Here is a 13,001-nt window from a genome sequence, read left to right as displayed (position 1 = left end):
GCGTTTGACACCAGCCTCCCAATCTCCCTTTTCGGGAAATTACTTCTTCTTACCGGCAATCGCCTTCGCCGGACCCTTGCGGGTGCGAGCGTTGGTGTGGGTGCGCTGACCGCGAACCGGCAGGCCACGACGGTGACGCAGGCCGCGGTAGCAGCCGAGGTCCATCAGGCGCTTGATGTTCATCGAGGTCTCGCGACGCAGGTCACCTTCGACCTGGTAGTCGCGGTCGATCGTTTCGCGGATCTGCAGGACTTCAGCGTCCGTCAGCTGATGCACGCGACGATCAGCCGGAATACCGACCTTCTCGATGATTTCCTGTGCGAATTTCGGGCCGATCCCGTGAATGTAGGTCAGCGCAATAACTACGCGCTTTGCCGTCGGGATGTTGACGCCAGCGATACGTGCCACGTCTATTCTCCTTGCGTTCCAGTTGCCATCCGGCAATAGGTGCTTCGTTACGCGACCTCGAAGAGCCGCACGTTGATTGAGGTTCGAGACACGTCAAAAACGACCGTACCCGGACTTCATTTTCTTTGAAGACCGCGCCGACCGCTCTCATGTCGCGAGTTGGCGCTGTCTTTGGCGGAATCGGCCGGAAAAGTCAACTCCCCGGCAGTTCCTTTTCGGCAAAGACCAGTGTCTAAGCCAGAATCTTCTCGATCTCGGCGGTGACGGTGTTCACTTCCGCCATGCCATCAACCGTTCTGAGCTGCCCCGTTCCGGCGTAGTGCTCGGAGAGCGGCGCCGTCTTTTCACGGTACTCGGTCAGCCGGCGCTTGAAGGCTTCCGGATTGTCGTCCGAACGTACAGTGCCGCCGGCTGCGATGGTTTCCGCTACGCGATTCTCCATCCGCTTTACAAGGGCTGCCTCGTCGACCTTGAGCTCGATTACGGCATCGAGCTTCAGACCCTTGCCCTCGAGCATCTTGCCGAGCGCAATCGCCTGCGGAACCGTGCGCGGGTAACCGTCGAGGATGAACCCCTTCGCGCAGTCCGGCTGGTCGATGCGATCCGACACGATTTCGTTGACGATCTCATCGGATACCAGCTGACCGGCATCCATGACCGCCTTCGCACGCTTGCCGACCTCGGTCGCCTGGGCGACGGCCGCCCGCAGCATATCTCCTGTGGAAAGCTGCGGAATGCCGTATCTCTCCGTCAGAAGCTTGGCCTGTGTCCCCTTGCCAGCGCCCGGCGGTCCCAAAAAAATCAGTCTCATCGTCCCCTCTTTCCTCCGCGCAGCTTCGACTTCTTGATCAGCCCCTCATATTGCTGTGCGATGAGGTGGCCCTGGATCTGTGCTACCGTATCAAGGGTGACGCTGACAACAATCAAAAGCGACGTACCACCAAGGTAGAACGGCACGCCGGTCTGAGCGATCAGAACTTCCGGCAGAATGCAGACGAAGATCAGATAGGCCGCACCGATCACGGTGATGCGCGTCAGGACATAATCGATATATTCCGCGGTACGCTCGCCCGGACGAATGCCCGGAATGAAGCCGCCGTGCTTCTTCAGATTGTCGGCCGTGTCCTTCGGATTGAACACGATCGCGGTGTAGAAGAAGGCGAAGAACGCGATCATCGCACCGTAAAGCACCATGTAGAGCGGCTTGCCGTGCGCAAGTGCACCAACCACGGTGGTCGCCCAACCCGGCAGCGTCGCCGTGTTGGCAAAGCCTGCGAGCGTTGCCGGCAGAAGCAGCAGCGACGAGGCGAAGATCGCCGGGATGACGCCCGCGGTGTTGAGCTTCAGCGGCAGGTGCGAGGTGTCGCCCTGGAACATGCGGTTGCCGACCTGGCGCTTCGGATACTGGATCAGAAGCCGCCGCTGCGCACGTTCGACGAACACGATGAGCGCGATGACGCCGACGACCATGACGATGATCGCGAGGATCAGCGGGGTGGACAGAGCGCCGGTGCGGCCGAGTTCGAGCGTGCCGGCGAGCGCCGTCGGCAGATGTGCGACGATACCGGCGAAAATGATCAGCGAGATGCCGTTGCCGATGCCGCGCGAGGTGATCTGTTCACCGAGCCACATCAGGAACATGGTGCCGCCAAGCAGAGAAATGACGGTCGAAACACGGAAGAACCAACCCGGATCGTTGACGAGGCCGTTGCCGCTCTCGAGGCCGACGGCGATGGCGTAAGCCTGCGCCGTGCCAAGAAGCACCGTGCCGTAACGGGTGTACTGGTTGATGATCTTGCGGCCCTGCTCGCCTTCCTTCTTCAGCTGTTCCAGTGCCGGAACGACAGAGGTCATCAGCTGAACGATAATCGAAGCAGAGATATAGGGCATGATGCCGAGCGCGAAGATCGCCATGCGCTCAACTGCACCGCCCGAAAACATGTTGAAGAGGCCGAGGATACCGCCGCTCTGGCCGCGGAATGCCTGGGCAAACGCTTCCGGGTTAAGACCGGGCAGCGGGATATAGGTGCCAAGACGGTAAACCAGAAGCGCACCAAGCGTGAACCAGAGCCGTTTCTTCAGATCTTCCGCCTTGGCGAAAGTCGAGAAATTCAGGTTCGAGGCGAGCTGTTCCGCTGCAGAAGCCATGCAATTCTCCGCGTACCAAATCTCGGAATCAGCGGGAACACCCGGTCCGTTCCGGAAGGACTAACTTTTCGTCTTGAAAACCGGACGCGAGGCGATTGTGTCTGCAATCGGATGCCTCACCGTGGTTTCCGCTATGTCCGCCGCGGCGAGCGATTCGCGCTTGCGGACGTGAGGCTCACATATGGGAGCAAAACCGCCCGGAGTGAAGCACCCCGGGCGGTTCATCAATAATATTATTCAGCAGCCGCAGCGAGCAGCTTGATCGAGCCGCCAGCCTTTTCGATCTTCTCGATCGCCGACTTGGAAGCACCGGCAACTTCGAGCGAAACCTTCGCCTTCAGTTCGCCGTCGGCCAGAACGCGGACGCCGTCCTTTTCGCGACGGATGACGCCGGCAGCCTTGAGGGCAGCTGCGTCAACGGTCTTGGAAGCGTCGAGCTTCTTGGCGTCGATTGCCGTCTGGATACGGCCGAGCGACACGACAACAAACTCCGAAGCGAAGATGTTGTTGAAGCCGCGCTTCGGCAGACGACGGTAGATCGGCATCTGGCCGCCTTCGAAGCCGTTGATGGCGACGCCCGAACGAGCCTTCTGACCCTTCACACCGCGACCGGCGGTCTTGCCGGAGCCCGAGCCGATACCACGGCCAAGACGCTTACGGCTGTGGGTCGAGCCTTCGTTGTCCTTGATTTCATTCAGTTTCATGAGCTTATCCCCCTCACTTCTCGTCGACGACGCGAACGAGGTGCTGGACAGTCCGGATCATGCCGCGGACAGACGGAGTGTCTTCCAGCGTGCGAACCCGGTGCATCTTGTTGAGGCCCAGACCGATCAGCGTCTGACGCTGTACGGCCGGACGGCGAATGGGGCTACCGACCTGCTCGACGGTAACGGTCTTCGCTGCGACTTCTTTCTTAGCCATCTGTCAGCTCCCTTATTCTTCGGAAGCAGCGCCGGAGGAAACACGACGAGCCTGGAGCGTGGCGTACTTCATGCCGCGCTGAGCTGCGATGTCCTTCGGGTGCATCTGGTTCTTGAGGGCGTCGAACGTTGCGCGAACCATGTTGTAGGGGTTCGACGAACCGGTCGACTTGGCAACGACGTCATGAACGCCGAGCGTTTCGAAGACGGCGCGCATCGGGCCACCAGCGATGATACCGGTACCGGCCTTGGCCGAACGCAGCAGCACCTTGCCGGCGCCATGACGGCCGTGAACGTCGTGATGCAGGGTACGACCACCACGCAGCGGGACGAAAATCAGGTCGCGCTTTGCGGCTTCGGTTGCCTTGCGGATGGCTTCCGGCACTTCGCGTGCCTTGCCATGACCGAAGCCAACGCGGCCCTTCTGGTCGCCAACGACGACGAGAGCGGCGAAACCGAAACGACGACCGCCCTTCACCACCTTGGCGACGCGGTTAATTGCTACGAGCTTATCGACAAATTCGCTGTCGCGCTCTTCGCGGTTCTGGCGATCTTCGCGAGAACCCTTTCTTTCCTGTGCCATTGTCCTTTTCCTTTTTCTTTTCCGGGTGCAATCGGCAGATTGACAAAAGTCGCCCCCGTCCGATGGATCGGATGCGACCGGAAACCTATGAGAGTGCCAGGCAGGCGCAACGCCCGCCTGGCGACCGATCAGAAGTTCAGACCACCTTCACGGGCAGCATCGGCCAAAGCCTTGATGCGGCCGTGATAGATGAAGGCGCCACGATCAAAGACAACGTCCTTGACGCCAGCCTTGGCGGCACGCTCAGCGATGAGCTTGCCGACGGCAGCAGCAGCTGCCGTGTCAGCGCCCGTCTTCAACGACGAACGCAGATCGGTATCGAGCGTGGAGGCAGACGCAAGCGTCTTACCGGCCACGTCGTCGATAACCTGTACGTAGATGTTCTTCGACGAGCGATGAACCGACAGGCGCGGACGGCCATTGGCGACCGCCTTGATTTGACGGCGCACGCGGTTGGCGCGACGCACAAGAGTATCTTTCCTGCTAGCCATTTCGCGTGATCCTTACTTCTTCTTGCCTTCTTTGCGGACAATCCGCTCTTCGGCATACTTGACGCCCTTGCCCTTGTAGGGCTCGGGGCCGCGGTATTCGCGGATTTCCGCGGCAACCTGGCCGACCTGCTGCTTGTTGATGCCGGACACGATGATTTCGGTCGGCTTCGGAACAGCAATCGTGATGCCTTCCGGGGTCTGGTAGACGACGTCGTGGCTGAAGCCGAGCGCCAGCTGCAGGTTCTTGCCCTGCAGCGACGCACGATAACCAACGCCGTTGATTTCGAGCTTGCGCTCGTAACCGTCCTTGACGCCCTTGAAGATGTTCTCGATCATCGTGCGGGACATGCCCCACTTCGAACGAGCATCCTTGCTCTGGCTGAGCGGCTGTACAACAACCGCATTTTCTTCGAGCTTTACCGATACTTCGTCGTTTGCAACAAAGAACAGTTCGCCCTTCGGGCCCTTCGCCGTTACCTTCTGGCCATCAACGCTTGCCGTGACGCCTGCCGGAACCTGAACGGGCTTCTTACCGATACGAGACATTTTTATACCTGTCTGTTCGCTATGGAGAACTTGCTACCGTCTTCGATTAGAAGACGGAGCAAAGGATCTCGCCACCAACATTCTGTTCGCGTGCCTGATGATCGGCCATCACGCCCTTCGGGGTCGAAAGGATGGTGATGCCGAGGCCGTTCGCGACCTGCGGAATGGACTTAACCGAGACATAAACTCGGCGGCCCGGCTTGGAGACGCGTCCGATCTCACGGATCACGGAAGCGCCTTCGTAGTACTTCAGTTCGATGTTCAGCTCGGCCTTGCCGTTGCCGAATACGACTTCGGAGTAACCACGGATGTAGCCTTCAGCCTGAAGAACATCCAGAACACGTGCACGGAGCTTCGAAGCCGGCGTGGAAACGCTCGACTTGCGGCGAGCCGCGCCGTTACGGATACGGGTGAGCATATCGCCCAGCGGATCAGTCATTGCCATGTGCCCGTCTCCTTACCAGCTCGACTTGACAATACCCGGCACCTTGCCGAGGTTGCCCAGTTCGCGAAGCGCAATACGCGACATACGAAGTTTACGATAGAAGGCGCGCGGACGGCCGGTAACTTCGCAACGGTTGCGGATGCGGGTCTTGGATCCATCGCGCGGCAGGCCTGCCAGCTTGATGGTTGCCTTGAACCGCTCTTCAATCGGCAGAGACTGGTTCATGATGGTCGCCTTCAGAGCGGCACGCTTTGCAGCCTGCGAGGCAACCAGTTTGCGGCGGCGCTTGTTCTTTTCAACTGCGCTCGTTTTCGCCATTACAGTTATCCTTCTTTACGCTTGTCGTTACGGATTACTGACGGAACGGGAAGTTGAACTCTGTGAGCAGAGCGCGAGCTTCGTCGTCGTTAGTAGCCGTCGTGCAAACGATGATGTCCATGCCCCACATCTGATCAACCTTGTCGTAGTTGATCTCAGGGAACACAATGTGTTCCTTGACGCCCATGGCGAAGTTGCCACGTCCGTCAAAGGACTTCGGATTGAGGCCACGGAAGTCGCGAACGCGCGGAAGCGCAATGTTCACGAGGCGATCCAGGAACTCAAACATCCGAACGCCGCGCAGGGTAACCTTGGCACCGATCGGCATACCTTCGCGAAGCTTGAAGCCTGCGATGGAGTTGCGAGCGCGGGTGATGACCGGCTTCTGACCAGCAATCGCTGCGAGGTCGGCTGCAGCAACGGTCGGCTTCTTGGAGTCGCCCGTCGATTCGCCAACGCCCATGTTGATGACGATCTTGTCGAGGCGCGGGATCTGCATTTCGTTGGCGTAGGAGAACTTCTCCTGCATAGCCGCACGAATACGCTCGACATATTCCTTCTTGAGCCGCGGCTCGTAAGCGGACTTAGCCATCGATCACTACTCCCGAACGCTTGGCCACGCGGACCTTCTTGTCGCCATCGATCTTGAAACCGACGCGGGTCGGCTTGCCGTCCTTCGGATCGGCAATCGCGATGTTCGAAAGATGGATCGAGGCTTCCTTGTTGATGATGCCGGCTTCCTGGCTCTGGGTCTGGCGCTGGTGACGCTTCACCATGTTTACGCCACGCACGACAGCCCGGTCTTCCTTCGGCATTACCTGTACGACTTCGCCGGTACGACCCTTGTCCTTACCGGTGAGAACGACGACTTTGTCGCCTTTGCGAATCTTTTGCATCTCTCAACGCTCCCTTAGAGTACTTCTGGAGCCAGCGAGATGATCTTCATGTGGTTCTTGGCGCGAAGTTCGCGCGGAACCGGTCCGAAGATACGAGTGCCGATCGGCTCTTTCTTGTTATCGATAAGAACGGCTGCGTTGGTGTCAAAGCGGATGACAGAGCCATCCGGACGGCGGATGTCCTTCGCAGTGCGAACGACAACAGCCTTCATGACATCACCCTTCTTTACGCGGCCGCGCGGAATGGCTTCCTTGATCGAAACGACAATGATGTCGCCGACCGACGCATACTTGCGCTTGGAGCCGCCCAGCACCTTGATGCACATGACACGACGTGCGCCGGAATTATCCGCCACGTCGAGGTTTGTTTGCATCTGAATCATGTCAGGTCGCCTTCTTGTTGTTACCAGGCCGGTTGGGTCGAAACCCCCTCGCCCGGCTTATAGTGCTCATCTCAAAGCAAAAGAACGCCCGGAATCGAGCGTTCCCCTGCTTCAATTGCGTGCTTCATACAGGTATTTTCCCAAGACGCAAGGGTCTTGGCGTCAAAACCTGCTGAAATCAAGCGTGGGCGGCGACTACCGTCCAGCGCTTATCCTTCGAGATCGGCGCACATTCCTCGATGGAAACGACGTCACCAACCTTGTACTGGTTGTTTTCGTCATGCGCCTTGTACTTCTTGGAGCGACGGACGGTCTTCTGGAGGATCGGATGCGCAAAGCGGCGCTCGACCCGTACGACGACGGTCTTGTCGTTCTTGTCGCTGACAACAGTGCCCTGCAGAATGCGTTTCGGCATATTTTCTGGTCCTTAGGCCTTGGCTTCTGCCGCCTTCTGGCGGGCAATGGTTTTGACGCGTGCGATGTCCTTGCGGACTTCGTTGATACGCGAAGACTTCTCGAGCTGGCCGGTTGCCTTCTGGAAGCGCAGGTTGAACTGCTCCTTCTTCAGCTTGGCGAGCTCTTCGTTGAGTTGATCGGCGCTCAGGGCGCGAACATCTACGGCTTTCATGAGTTCACTCCTTACTCTGCGATACGCTGCACGAAGCGCGTCTTGACAGAGAGCTTGGCAGCGCCAAGACGAAGTGCCTCACGGGCAAGTTCTTCGCTGACACCATCGATCTCAAACATCATTCGGCCGGGCTTGACCTTGCATGCCCAGTATTCGACCGAACCCTTACCCTTACCCATGCGGACTTCCGTCGGCTTGGCGGTGACCGGAACGTCAGGGAACACACGGATCCAGACGCGGCCGGCGCGCTTCATGTGACGCGTGATCGCGCGGCGGGCCGCTTCGATCTCGCGTGCATTCACGCGGTTGGGTTCCTGAGCCTTAAGGCCGAATTCGCCGAAAGCGAGATCAGATCCGCCCTTGGCTACGCCCTTGATGCGGCCCTTGAACTGCTTGCGATACTTCGTACGCTTTGGCTGCAACATTTTTTTACTTCTCCGATATTGGCTGCCAAACGCGAATGTTACGCGTTTTCACGACGGCGGTCACGATCGCCACGGTCGCGATCACGGCCTGCCGGGCCCTGGTTGTCACTTTCGATCGCGCGACGCTCCGAAGCCATCGGATCATGCTCAAGGATTTCGCCCTTGAAGATCCAGACCTTGATGCCGCAGATACCGAAAGCGGTTTCCGCTTCAGCCGTGCCGTAGTCGATGTCCGCACGCAGCGTGTGCAGCGGAACGCGACCTTCGCGGTACCATTCGGTACGAGCGATTTCGGCGCCACCGAGGCGGCCGGCGCAGGTGATCTTGATGCCTTCGGCGCCAAGACGCATGGCCGACTGAACAGCGCGCTTCATCGCACGGCGGAAAGCCACGCGGCGCTCGAGCTGCTGGGCAATCGACTGAGCGACGAGGGTCGCGTCGACTTCCGGCTTGCGCACTTCAACGATGTTGAGGTGCGTTTCGGAGCTGGTCATCTCGGAAAGCTTCTTGCGGAGCTTCTCGATGTCAGCGCCCTTCTTGCCGATGATCAGGCCCGGACGAGCGGAGTGGATCGTGACGCGGCACTTCTTGTGCGGACGCTCGATTACCACCTTGGCGATGCCGGCAGCCTTCAGTTCTTCCATCAGGTAAGCGCGGATCTTCAGGTCTTCGTGAAGAAGCTGGCCGTACTCGGCGTTGTCCGCGAACCAGCGGCTGTCCCAGGTCCGGTTGATACCGAGACGGAAGCCGATCGGATTAATCTTCTGACCCATTATGCGGCCTCCCCTTTGGCTTCCACTTCACGGACGACGATCGTCAAGTGCGAGAACGGCTTTTCGACACGCGATGCACGGCCGCGACCACGAGCGTGGAAGCGCTTCATGACAATCGACTTGCCAACGTAAGCTTCTGCAACGACGAGCGAATCGACGTCGAGATCGTGGTTGTTCTCCGCGTTTGCGATGGCAGATTCAAGGGTCTTCTTGACCGTCTCTGCAATGCGCTTGCGGGAGAATTCCAGTTCGGCCAGAGCGCGATCGACCTTCTTGCCGCGGATCATCGCGGCAACCAGGTTGAGCTTCTGGGGGCTGACGCGGATCGTGCGCGCAACTGCCTGCGCCTCATTATCCTTCAGCCGGCGTTCGGCTTTTGCCTTGCCCATTGTTACTTCCTCTTTGCCTTCTTGTCCGCACCGTGACCGTAGTAGGTCCGGGTCGGAGAGAATTCACCAAACTTGTGGCCGACCATGTCTTCGTTGACGCTGACCGGGACGTGCTTGCTGCCGTTGTAGACGCCGAAGGTGAGACCGACAAACTGCGGAAGGATCGTGGAGCGACGGCTCCAGATCTTGATCACTTCGTTGCGACCGCCTTCGCGGACCTTCTCAGCCTTCTTGAGAAGATAACCGTCAACGAACGGACCTTTCCATACTGAACGAGTCATTCGAGACTTCCTCTCTTACTTCTTCTTCTGGTGGCGCGAGCGCATGATGAACTTGTCGGTCGACTTGTTCGAGCGCGTACGCTTACCCTTCGTGGGCTTGCCCCACGGGGTAACCGGGTGACGACCACCCGAGGTACGGCCTTCACCACCGCCGTGCGGGTGGTCAACCGGGTTCATGACGACACCGCGAACGTGCGGCTTCTTGCCACGCCAACGCGAACGACCAGCCTTACCGTCATTGATGTTGCCGTGGTCGGGGTTCGACACGGCGCCGATCGAGGCGAGGCAGGAACCATGCACCAGGCGCTGTTCACCAGAGTTCAGGCGAAGGATCGCCATGCCCTGGTCGCGGCCAACGAGCTGTGCGTAGGTACCGGCGGAGCGGGCCATCTGGCCGCCCTTGCCCGGCTTCATTTCCACGTTGTGGATGATGGAGCCGACCGGGATGTACTGCAGCGGCATCGTGTTGCCGGGCTTCACGTCAACGGCCTTTTCCGAAGCGATGACCTTGTCGCCAGCAGCAAGGCGCTGCGGAGCGAGGATGTAGGCCTTTTCGCCGTCGGCGTAGTTGACGAGCGCGATGAACGCGGTGCGGTTCGGGTCGTATTCCAGACGCTCGACCGTGCCTTCAACGTCGAACTTGCGACGCTTGAAGTCCACCAGACGATAGGTGCGCTTGTGACCGCCGCCCTGGAAGCGAACGGTGATGCGACCGAGGTTGTTGCGACCGCCCTTGGAGGACAGGCCCTCGGTCAGCGCCTTTACCGGCTTGCCCTTGTAGAGGCCGGACCGGTCAACGATGACCAGCTGGCGCTGGCTCGGGGTCGTCGGATTGAAACTTTTCAATGCCATTTTCTTGTTCCCTTTTGGGTTTTTACCCTAATGGGCCTATCCGTTAGAGACCGGTGGAGACGTCGATGGACTGACCGTCGGCGAGCGTAATGACCGCCTTCTTCACGTCCTTCTGCTTTCCGGCAAAGCCGCGGAAACGCTTCGTCTTGCCCTTGCGGACCAGCGTGTTCACGGCCGTAACCTTGACGCCGAACAGAGCTTCGACTGCAGCCTTGATTTCAGGCTTCGAAGCGTCCTTGGCGACGTTGAAGACGACCTGGTTCTGTTCGGAAACCAGCGTCGACTTTTCAGTGATCGAGGGGGACACGATCACGTCGTAGTGGCGAAGATCCGTCATTTGAACCGCTCCTCCAGAGCTTCCACGGCAGCCTTGGAAAGCACGAGCTTGCCACGGCGCAGAATGTCGTAAACGTTGATGCCCTGAACCGGCAGAACGTCCACGTTCGGGATGTTCTGGGCTGCGAGCTTGAAGTTGTTCTCGATCTCGGCGCCGCCGATGATGAGAGCGTTGGTGAGACCGAGCGACGCGAATACGCCGGCGAGAGCCTTCGTCTTGGCTTCCTTGGCAACGAGATCGTCGATGACGATGATCTCTTCAGCCTTCAGCTTGGCCGAGAGTGCATGGCGCAGGCCGAGGGCGCGAACCTTCTTCGGCAGGTCATGGGCGTGGCTGCGAACAACCGGGCCATGAGCCTTGCCACCGCCCCGGAACTGCGGAGCACGAGCGGAGTGGTGGCGGGCGCGGCCCGTACCCTTCTGCTTGTACATCTTGGCGCCGGTGCGGGACACTTCAGCGCGGCCCTTGGCCTTGTGCGTGCCCTGCTGCTTCTTGGCGAGCTGCCAGCGAACGACGCGGGCAATGATGTCTTCACGGGGTTCGAGGCCGAAAATGGCGTCAGAAAGAGAAACCTTTCCTGCGTCCTTGCCCTCGAGGGTTTTGACGTTGAGATCCATTATTCGGCTCCCTTACTTCGATGCTTCGGCGCGCACAGCGGCCGGACGCGGAGCGCCTTCCGGGGTGCCCGACTTGATGGCGTCACGAACGACGATCCAGGCACCCTTGGAGCCGGGGACAGCGCCCTTGACCAGGATCAGACCGCGGTCTTCATCGGTCGATACGACTTCGAGGTTCTGAGTGGTGACGCGCGTCTGGCCCATGTGACCAGCCATGCGCTTGCCCTTCCAAACGCGGCCCGGGTCCTGGTTGGAACCGGTAGAACCATGCGAACGGTGCGATACGGAAACGCCGTGCGTTGCACGCAGACCGCCGAAGTTGTGGCGCTTGATGGCGCCGGCAAAGCCCTTACCGATCGTGGTACCGGTGACGTCGACGAGCTGACCGGCGACGAAATGGTTCGCCGTCAGTTCTGCACCGATGTCGATCAGGTTGTCCGCGGAAACGCGGAACTCGACGAGCTTCGCCTTCGGCTCGACGTTGGCAGCAGCAAAGTGGCCGCGCATCGCCTTCGGCGTGTTCTTGACCTTAGAGCGGCCAGCACCGAGCTGGACAGCAACGTAGCCGTTCTTTTCTTCCGTACGCTGGGCTACCACCTGGCAGCTTTCCAGCTTCAAAACTGTAACCGGGATATGCTCACCGGCGTCGTTATAGACGCGGGTCATTCCCACTTTCTGTGCAATCACACCTGAACGCATTGGTTCATTCCTCTTGAGAGTTAGTGACGGAGCGAGCCCCTTCACATCTCTGGTTTAAGGTTTCCTTGAGATCATCCGATCTTGAGGTCGCCCGTTTTTGGAAGCCGTTGGACCGAGGTCCACGTACCTTCCTTGTTTATTAAAGCTTGATTTCCACGTCGACGCCGGCAGCCAGGTCGAGCTTCATCAGCGCGTCAACGGTCTGCGGGGTCGGGTCTACGATATCGAGAAGGCGCTTGTGGGTGCGCATTTCGAACTGTTCACGGCTCTTCTTGTCGACGTGCGGCGAGCGGTTGACCGTAAACTTTTCAATGCGCGTCGGCAGCGGTACGGGACCGCGCACGCTTGCACCGGTACGCTTTGCAGTCGACACGATTTCGCGCGTCGAGGCGTCGAGGATCCGGTGATCAAACGCCTTGAGGCGGATGCGGATGTTCTGGCCGTTCATACGACTTATCCTTGTTCAGGTTACTTGCGGTTTCCGTGGAAAAACACGCAGTGAACTTCGTTTAATTTCGGCCAGTCCGCTAACTTTTCAAAGATCGGAGGGACAGGGTTTCCCCTGCCCCTTCCTATTTGAGCGGCCGTGGCCGGCCTGTCTTTCTGTGAGCGCACAACGTCGAAGCACCGTGCAAATCACGCGTGGGCGCCATTTGCACTATTTCGTCGTCTTCGGCAAGCCGTGCGACCAACTAAATCTTTCGGGGCGGGTATGTCCAAGGCGCATAGCACATGCGCCTTGTGTCTTCCCGCCCTCAGTCTCGTCGATTACTCGACGATCGAGGCAACGATGCCTGCGCCGACGGTACGGCCGCCTTCGCGGATTGCGAAGCGCAGCTTTTCTTCCATCGCGATCGGAACG

At 59.2% G+C, this 13,001-nt stretch carries 25 protein-coding genes; all 25 read right to left on the bottom strand.

Features of this window, described 5'->3' with window-relative positions; translation table 11 throughout:
• Positions 1-39 precede the first annotated feature (39 nt).
• Complete coding sequence (gene rpsM / locus ASD01_RS23160; RefSeq protein WP_034795586.1) at positions 40-408, bottom strand: 30S ribosomal protein S13; 369 nt, start codon at positions 406-408, stop codon at positions 40-42.
• Between the two features lie 232 nt (positions 409-640).
• Complete coding sequence (locus ASD01_RS23155) at positions 641-1,219, bottom strand: adenylate kinase (RefSeq protein ID WP_034795582.1); 579 nt, start codon at positions 1,217-1,219, stop codon at positions 641-643.
• Entirely contained in the window at positions 1,216-2,556 is a 1,341-nt protein-coding gene (gene secY / locus ASD01_RS23150) for a preprotein translocase subunit SecY (protein WP_034795578.1), read from the bottom strand. The genes ASD01_RS23155 and secY overlap by 4 nt, the downstream gene beginning before the upstream one ends.
• A 233-nt stretch (positions 2,557-2,789) precedes the next feature.
• Positions 2,790-3,260, bottom strand: coding sequence for a 50S ribosomal protein L15 (gene rplO, locus ASD01_RS23145; RefSeq protein WP_034795576.1), 471 nt, complete (start codon positions 3,258-3,260; stop codon positions 2,790-2,792).
• A gap of 13 nt (positions 3,261-3,273) precedes the next feature.
• Positions 3,274-3,477: a 50S ribosomal protein L30 gene (gene rpmD / locus ASD01_RS23140; protein ID WP_034795572.1), complete on the bottom strand. Its 204-nt coding sequence runs from the start codon at positions 3,475-3,477 to the stop codon at positions 3,274-3,276.
• Positions 3,478-3,489: 12 nt separating this feature from the next.
• Positions 3,490-4,059: a 30S ribosomal protein S5 gene (gene rpsE / locus ASD01_RS23135; RefSeq protein WP_034795569.1), complete on the bottom strand. Its 570-nt coding sequence runs from the start codon at positions 4,057-4,059 to the stop codon at positions 3,490-3,492.
• A 128-nt stretch (positions 4,060-4,187) separates the two neighbouring features.
• The gene (gene rplR / locus ASD01_RS23130) at positions 4,188-4,550 is read right to left on the bottom strand and encodes a 50S ribosomal protein L18 (protein ID WP_034795567.1); all 363 of its coding nucleotides are present in this window, start codon (positions 4,548-4,550) and stop codon (positions 4,188-4,190) included.
• Positions 4,551-4,562: 12 nt separating this feature from the next.
• Entirely contained in the window at positions 4,563-5,096 is a 534-nt protein-coding gene (rplF, locus tag ASD01_RS23125) for a 50S ribosomal protein L6 (protein WP_034795564.1), read from the bottom strand.
• Between the two features lie 46 nt (positions 5,097-5,142).
• On the bottom strand, positions 5,143-5,541 hold the full coding sequence (gene rpsH, locus ASD01_RS23120; protein ID WP_025426677.1) for a 30S ribosomal protein S8: 399 nt from the start codon (positions 5,539-5,541) through the stop codon (positions 5,143-5,145).
• A gap of 12 nt (positions 5,542-5,553) precedes the next feature.
• Positions 5,554-5,859 (bottom strand): 30S ribosomal protein S14, encoded by a 306-nt coding sequence (gene rpsN / locus ASD01_RS23115; protein WP_034795562.1) that lies wholly within the window; start codon positions 5,857-5,859, stop codon positions 5,554-5,556.
• A 34-nt stretch (positions 5,860-5,893) separates the two neighbouring features.
• Entirely contained in the window at positions 5,894-6,451 is a 558-nt protein-coding gene (gene rplE / locus ASD01_RS23110; RefSeq protein WP_034795552.1) for a 50S ribosomal protein L5, read from the bottom strand.
• Positions 6,444-6,755: a 50S ribosomal protein L24 gene (gene rplX / locus ASD01_RS23105; RefSeq protein ID WP_025426674.1), complete on the bottom strand. Its 312-nt coding sequence runs from the start codon at positions 6,753-6,755 to the stop codon at positions 6,444-6,446. The genes rplE and rplX overlap by 8 nt, the downstream gene beginning before the upstream one ends.
• 14 nt (positions 6,756-6,769) lie before the next feature.
• The gene (gene rplN, locus ASD01_RS23100) at positions 6,770-7,138 is read right to left on the bottom strand and encodes a 50S ribosomal protein L14 (protein WP_034795548.1); all 369 of its coding nucleotides are present in this window, start codon (positions 7,136-7,138) and stop codon (positions 6,770-6,772) included.
• 178 nt (positions 7,139-7,316) lie between these two features.
• Positions 7,317-7,553, bottom strand: a complete 237-nt coding sequence (rpsQ, locus tag ASD01_RS23095) for a 30S ribosomal protein S17 (RefSeq protein WP_034795546.1) — start codon at positions 7,551-7,553, stop codon at positions 7,317-7,319.
• Between the two features lie 12 nt (positions 7,554-7,565).
• A complete protein-coding gene (gene rpmC, locus ASD01_RS23090; protein ID WP_034795543.1) occupies positions 7,566-7,766 on the bottom strand; it encodes a 50S ribosomal protein L29 in 201 nt (66 codons plus the stop codon).
• 11 nt (positions 7,767-7,777) lie between these two features.
• On the bottom strand, positions 7,778-8,191 hold the full coding sequence (gene rplP, locus ASD01_RS23085; RefSeq protein WP_011975175.1) for a 50S ribosomal protein L16: 414 nt from the start codon (positions 8,189-8,191) through the stop codon (positions 7,778-7,780).
• Positions 8,192-8,229: 38 nt separating this feature from the next.
• Entirely contained in the window at positions 8,230-8,964 is a 735-nt protein-coding gene (gene rpsC / locus ASD01_RS23080; RefSeq protein WP_034795537.1) for a 30S ribosomal protein S3, read from the bottom strand.
• Positions 8,964-9,353 carry a 50S ribosomal protein L22 gene (gene rplV, locus ASD01_RS23075; protein ID WP_034795534.1) on the bottom strand — a complete coding sequence of 130 codons (390 nt, stop codon included), beginning with the start codon at positions 9,351-9,353 and terminating at the stop codon, positions 8,964-8,966. Before rplV ends, rpsC begins: the two co-directional genes overlap by 1 nt.
• Before the next feature lie 2 nt (positions 9,354-9,355).
• A complete protein-coding gene (gene rpsS, locus ASD01_RS23070; protein WP_018239488.1) occupies positions 9,356-9,634 on the bottom strand; it encodes a 30S ribosomal protein S19 in 279 nt (92 codons plus the stop codon).
• 15 nt (positions 9,635-9,649) lie between these two features.
• Entirely contained in the window at positions 9,650-10,486 is an 837-nt protein-coding gene (gene rplB, locus ASD01_RS23065) for a 50S ribosomal protein L2 (protein ID WP_034795526.1), read from the bottom strand.
• Positions 10,487-10,529: 43 nt separating this feature from the next.
• The gene (locus ASD01_RS23060; RefSeq protein WP_034795524.1) at positions 10,530-10,823 is read right to left on the bottom strand and encodes a 50S ribosomal protein L23; all 294 of its coding nucleotides are present in this window, start codon (positions 10,821-10,823) and stop codon (positions 10,530-10,532) included.
• Positions 10,820-11,440 (bottom strand): 50S ribosomal protein L4, encoded by a 621-nt coding sequence (rplD, locus tag ASD01_RS23055; RefSeq protein ID WP_034795521.1) that lies wholly within the window; start codon positions 11,438-11,440, stop codon positions 10,820-10,822. Before rplD ends, ASD01_RS23060 begins: the two co-directional genes overlap by 4 nt.
• Positions 11,441-11,452: 12 nt before the next feature.
• Positions 11,453-12,139 carry a 50S ribosomal protein L3 gene (gene rplC / locus ASD01_RS23050; protein WP_034795518.1) on the bottom strand — a complete coding sequence of 229 codons (687 nt, stop codon included), beginning with the start codon at positions 12,137-12,139 and terminating at the stop codon, positions 11,453-11,455.
• A 139-nt stretch (positions 12,140-12,278) separates the two neighbouring features.
• Entirely contained in the window at positions 12,279-12,587 is a 309-nt protein-coding gene (rpsJ, locus tag ASD01_RS23045) for a 30S ribosomal protein S10 (RefSeq protein ID WP_003507767.1), read from the bottom strand.
• Positions 12,588-12,907: 320 nt separating this feature from the next.
• Positions 12,908-13,001: EF-Tu C-terminal domain-related protein (locus ASD01_RS34960; protein WP_018010126.1), on the bottom strand; the 94-nt coding region annotated here is incomplete at its 5' end.

Source organism: Ensifer sp. Root423 (assembly GCF_001426275.1).
In the GTDB taxonomy this organism is placed as follows: Bacteria; Pseudomonadota; Alphaproteobacteria; order Rhizobiales; family Rhizobiaceae; genus Ensifer; species Ensifer adhaerens.
The sequence above is the reverse complement of the archived record's forward strand: the minus strand, read 5'-3'. Positions and strand labels throughout refer to the sequence as shown.

Bases quoted from the DNA above. Each gene is read 5' to 3' on its own strand.
- rplF (WP_034795564.1), bottom strand. From the start codon at position 5,096: ATGTCTCGTATCGGTAAGAAGCCCGTTCAGGTTCCGGCAGGCGTCACG.
- rpsH (WP_025426677.1), bottom strand. From the start codon at position 5,541: ATGGCAATGACTGATCCGCTGGGCGATATGCTCACCCGTATCCGTAAC.
- rplX (WP_025426674.1), bottom strand. From the start codon at position 6,755: ATGCAAAAGATTCGCAAAGGCGACAAAGTCGTCGTTCTCACCGGTAAG.
- rpsS (WP_018239488.1), bottom strand. From the start codon at position 9,634: ATGACTCGTTCAGTATGGAAAGGTCCGTTCGTTGACGGTTATCTTCTC.
- secY (WP_034795578.1), bottom strand. From the start codon at position 2,556: ATGGCTTCTGCAGCGGAACAGCTCGCCTCGAACCTGAATTTCTCGACT.
- rplD (WP_034795521.1), bottom strand. From the start codon at position 11,440: ATGGATCTCAACGTCAAAACCCTCGAGGGCAAGGACGCAGGAAAGGTT.
- ASD01_RS23155 (WP_034795582.1), bottom strand. From the start codon at position 1,219: ATGAGACTGATTTTTTTGGGACCGCCGGGCGCTGGCAAGGGGACACAG.
- rpsN (WP_034795562.1), bottom strand. From the start codon at position 5,859: ATGGCGAAAACGAGCGCAGTTGAAAAGAACAAGCGCCGCCGCAAACTG.
- rplB (WP_034795526.1), bottom strand. From the start codon at position 10,486: ATGGCATTGAAAAGTTTCAATCCGACGACCCCGAGCCAGCGCCAGCTG.
- rpsC (WP_034795537.1), bottom strand. From the start codon at position 8,964: ATGGGTCAGAAGATTAATCCGATCGGCTTCCGTCTCGGTATCAACCGG.
- rpsJ (WP_003507767.1), bottom strand. From the start codon at position 12,587: ATGAACGGCCAGAACATCCGCATCCGCCTCAAGGCGTTTGATCACCGG.
- rplV (WP_034795534.1), bottom strand. From the start codon at position 9,353: ATGGGCAAGGCAAAAGCCGAACGCCGGCTGAAGGATAATGAGGCGCAG.
- rpmD (WP_034795572.1), bottom strand. From the start codon at position 3,477: ATGGCTAAGAAAGAAGTCGCAGCGAAGACCGTTACCGTCGAGCAGGTC.
- rplO (WP_034795576.1), bottom strand. From the start codon at position 3,260: ATGAAACTGAATGAAATCAAGGACAACGAAGGCTCGACCCACAGCCGT.
- rplR (WP_034795567.1), bottom strand. From the start codon at position 4,550: ATGGCTAGCAGGAAAGATACTCTTGTGCGTCGCGCCAACCGCGTGCGC.
- rpsE (WP_034795569.1), bottom strand. From the start codon at position 4,059: ATGGCACAGGAAAGAAAGGGTTCTCGCGAAGATCGCCAGAACCGCGAA.
- rplE (WP_034795552.1), bottom strand. From the start codon at position 6,451: ATGGCTAAGTCCGCTTACGAGCCGCGGCTCAAGAAGGAATATGTCGAG.
- rplN (WP_034795548.1), bottom strand. From the start codon at position 7,138: ATGATTCAGATGCAAACAAACCTCGACGTGGCGGATAATTCCGGCGCA.
- rpmC (WP_034795543.1), bottom strand. From the start codon at position 7,766: ATGAAAGCCGTAGATGTTCGCGCCCTGAGCGCCGATCAACTCAACGAA.
- rplC (WP_034795518.1), bottom strand. From the start codon at position 12,139: ATGCGTTCAGGTGTGATTGCACAGAAAGTGGGAATGACCCGCGTCTAT.
- rplP (WP_011975175.1), bottom strand. From the start codon at position 8,191: ATGTTGCAGCCAAAGCGTACGAAGTATCGCAAGCAGTTCAAGGGCCGC.
- ASD01_RS23060 (WP_034795524.1), bottom strand. From the start codon at position 10,823: ATGACGGATCTTCGCCACTACGACGTGATCGTGTCCCCCTCGATCACT.
- rpsQ (WP_034795546.1), bottom strand. From the start codon at position 7,553: ATGCCGAAACGCATTCTGCAGGGCACTGTTGTCAGCGACAAGAACGAC.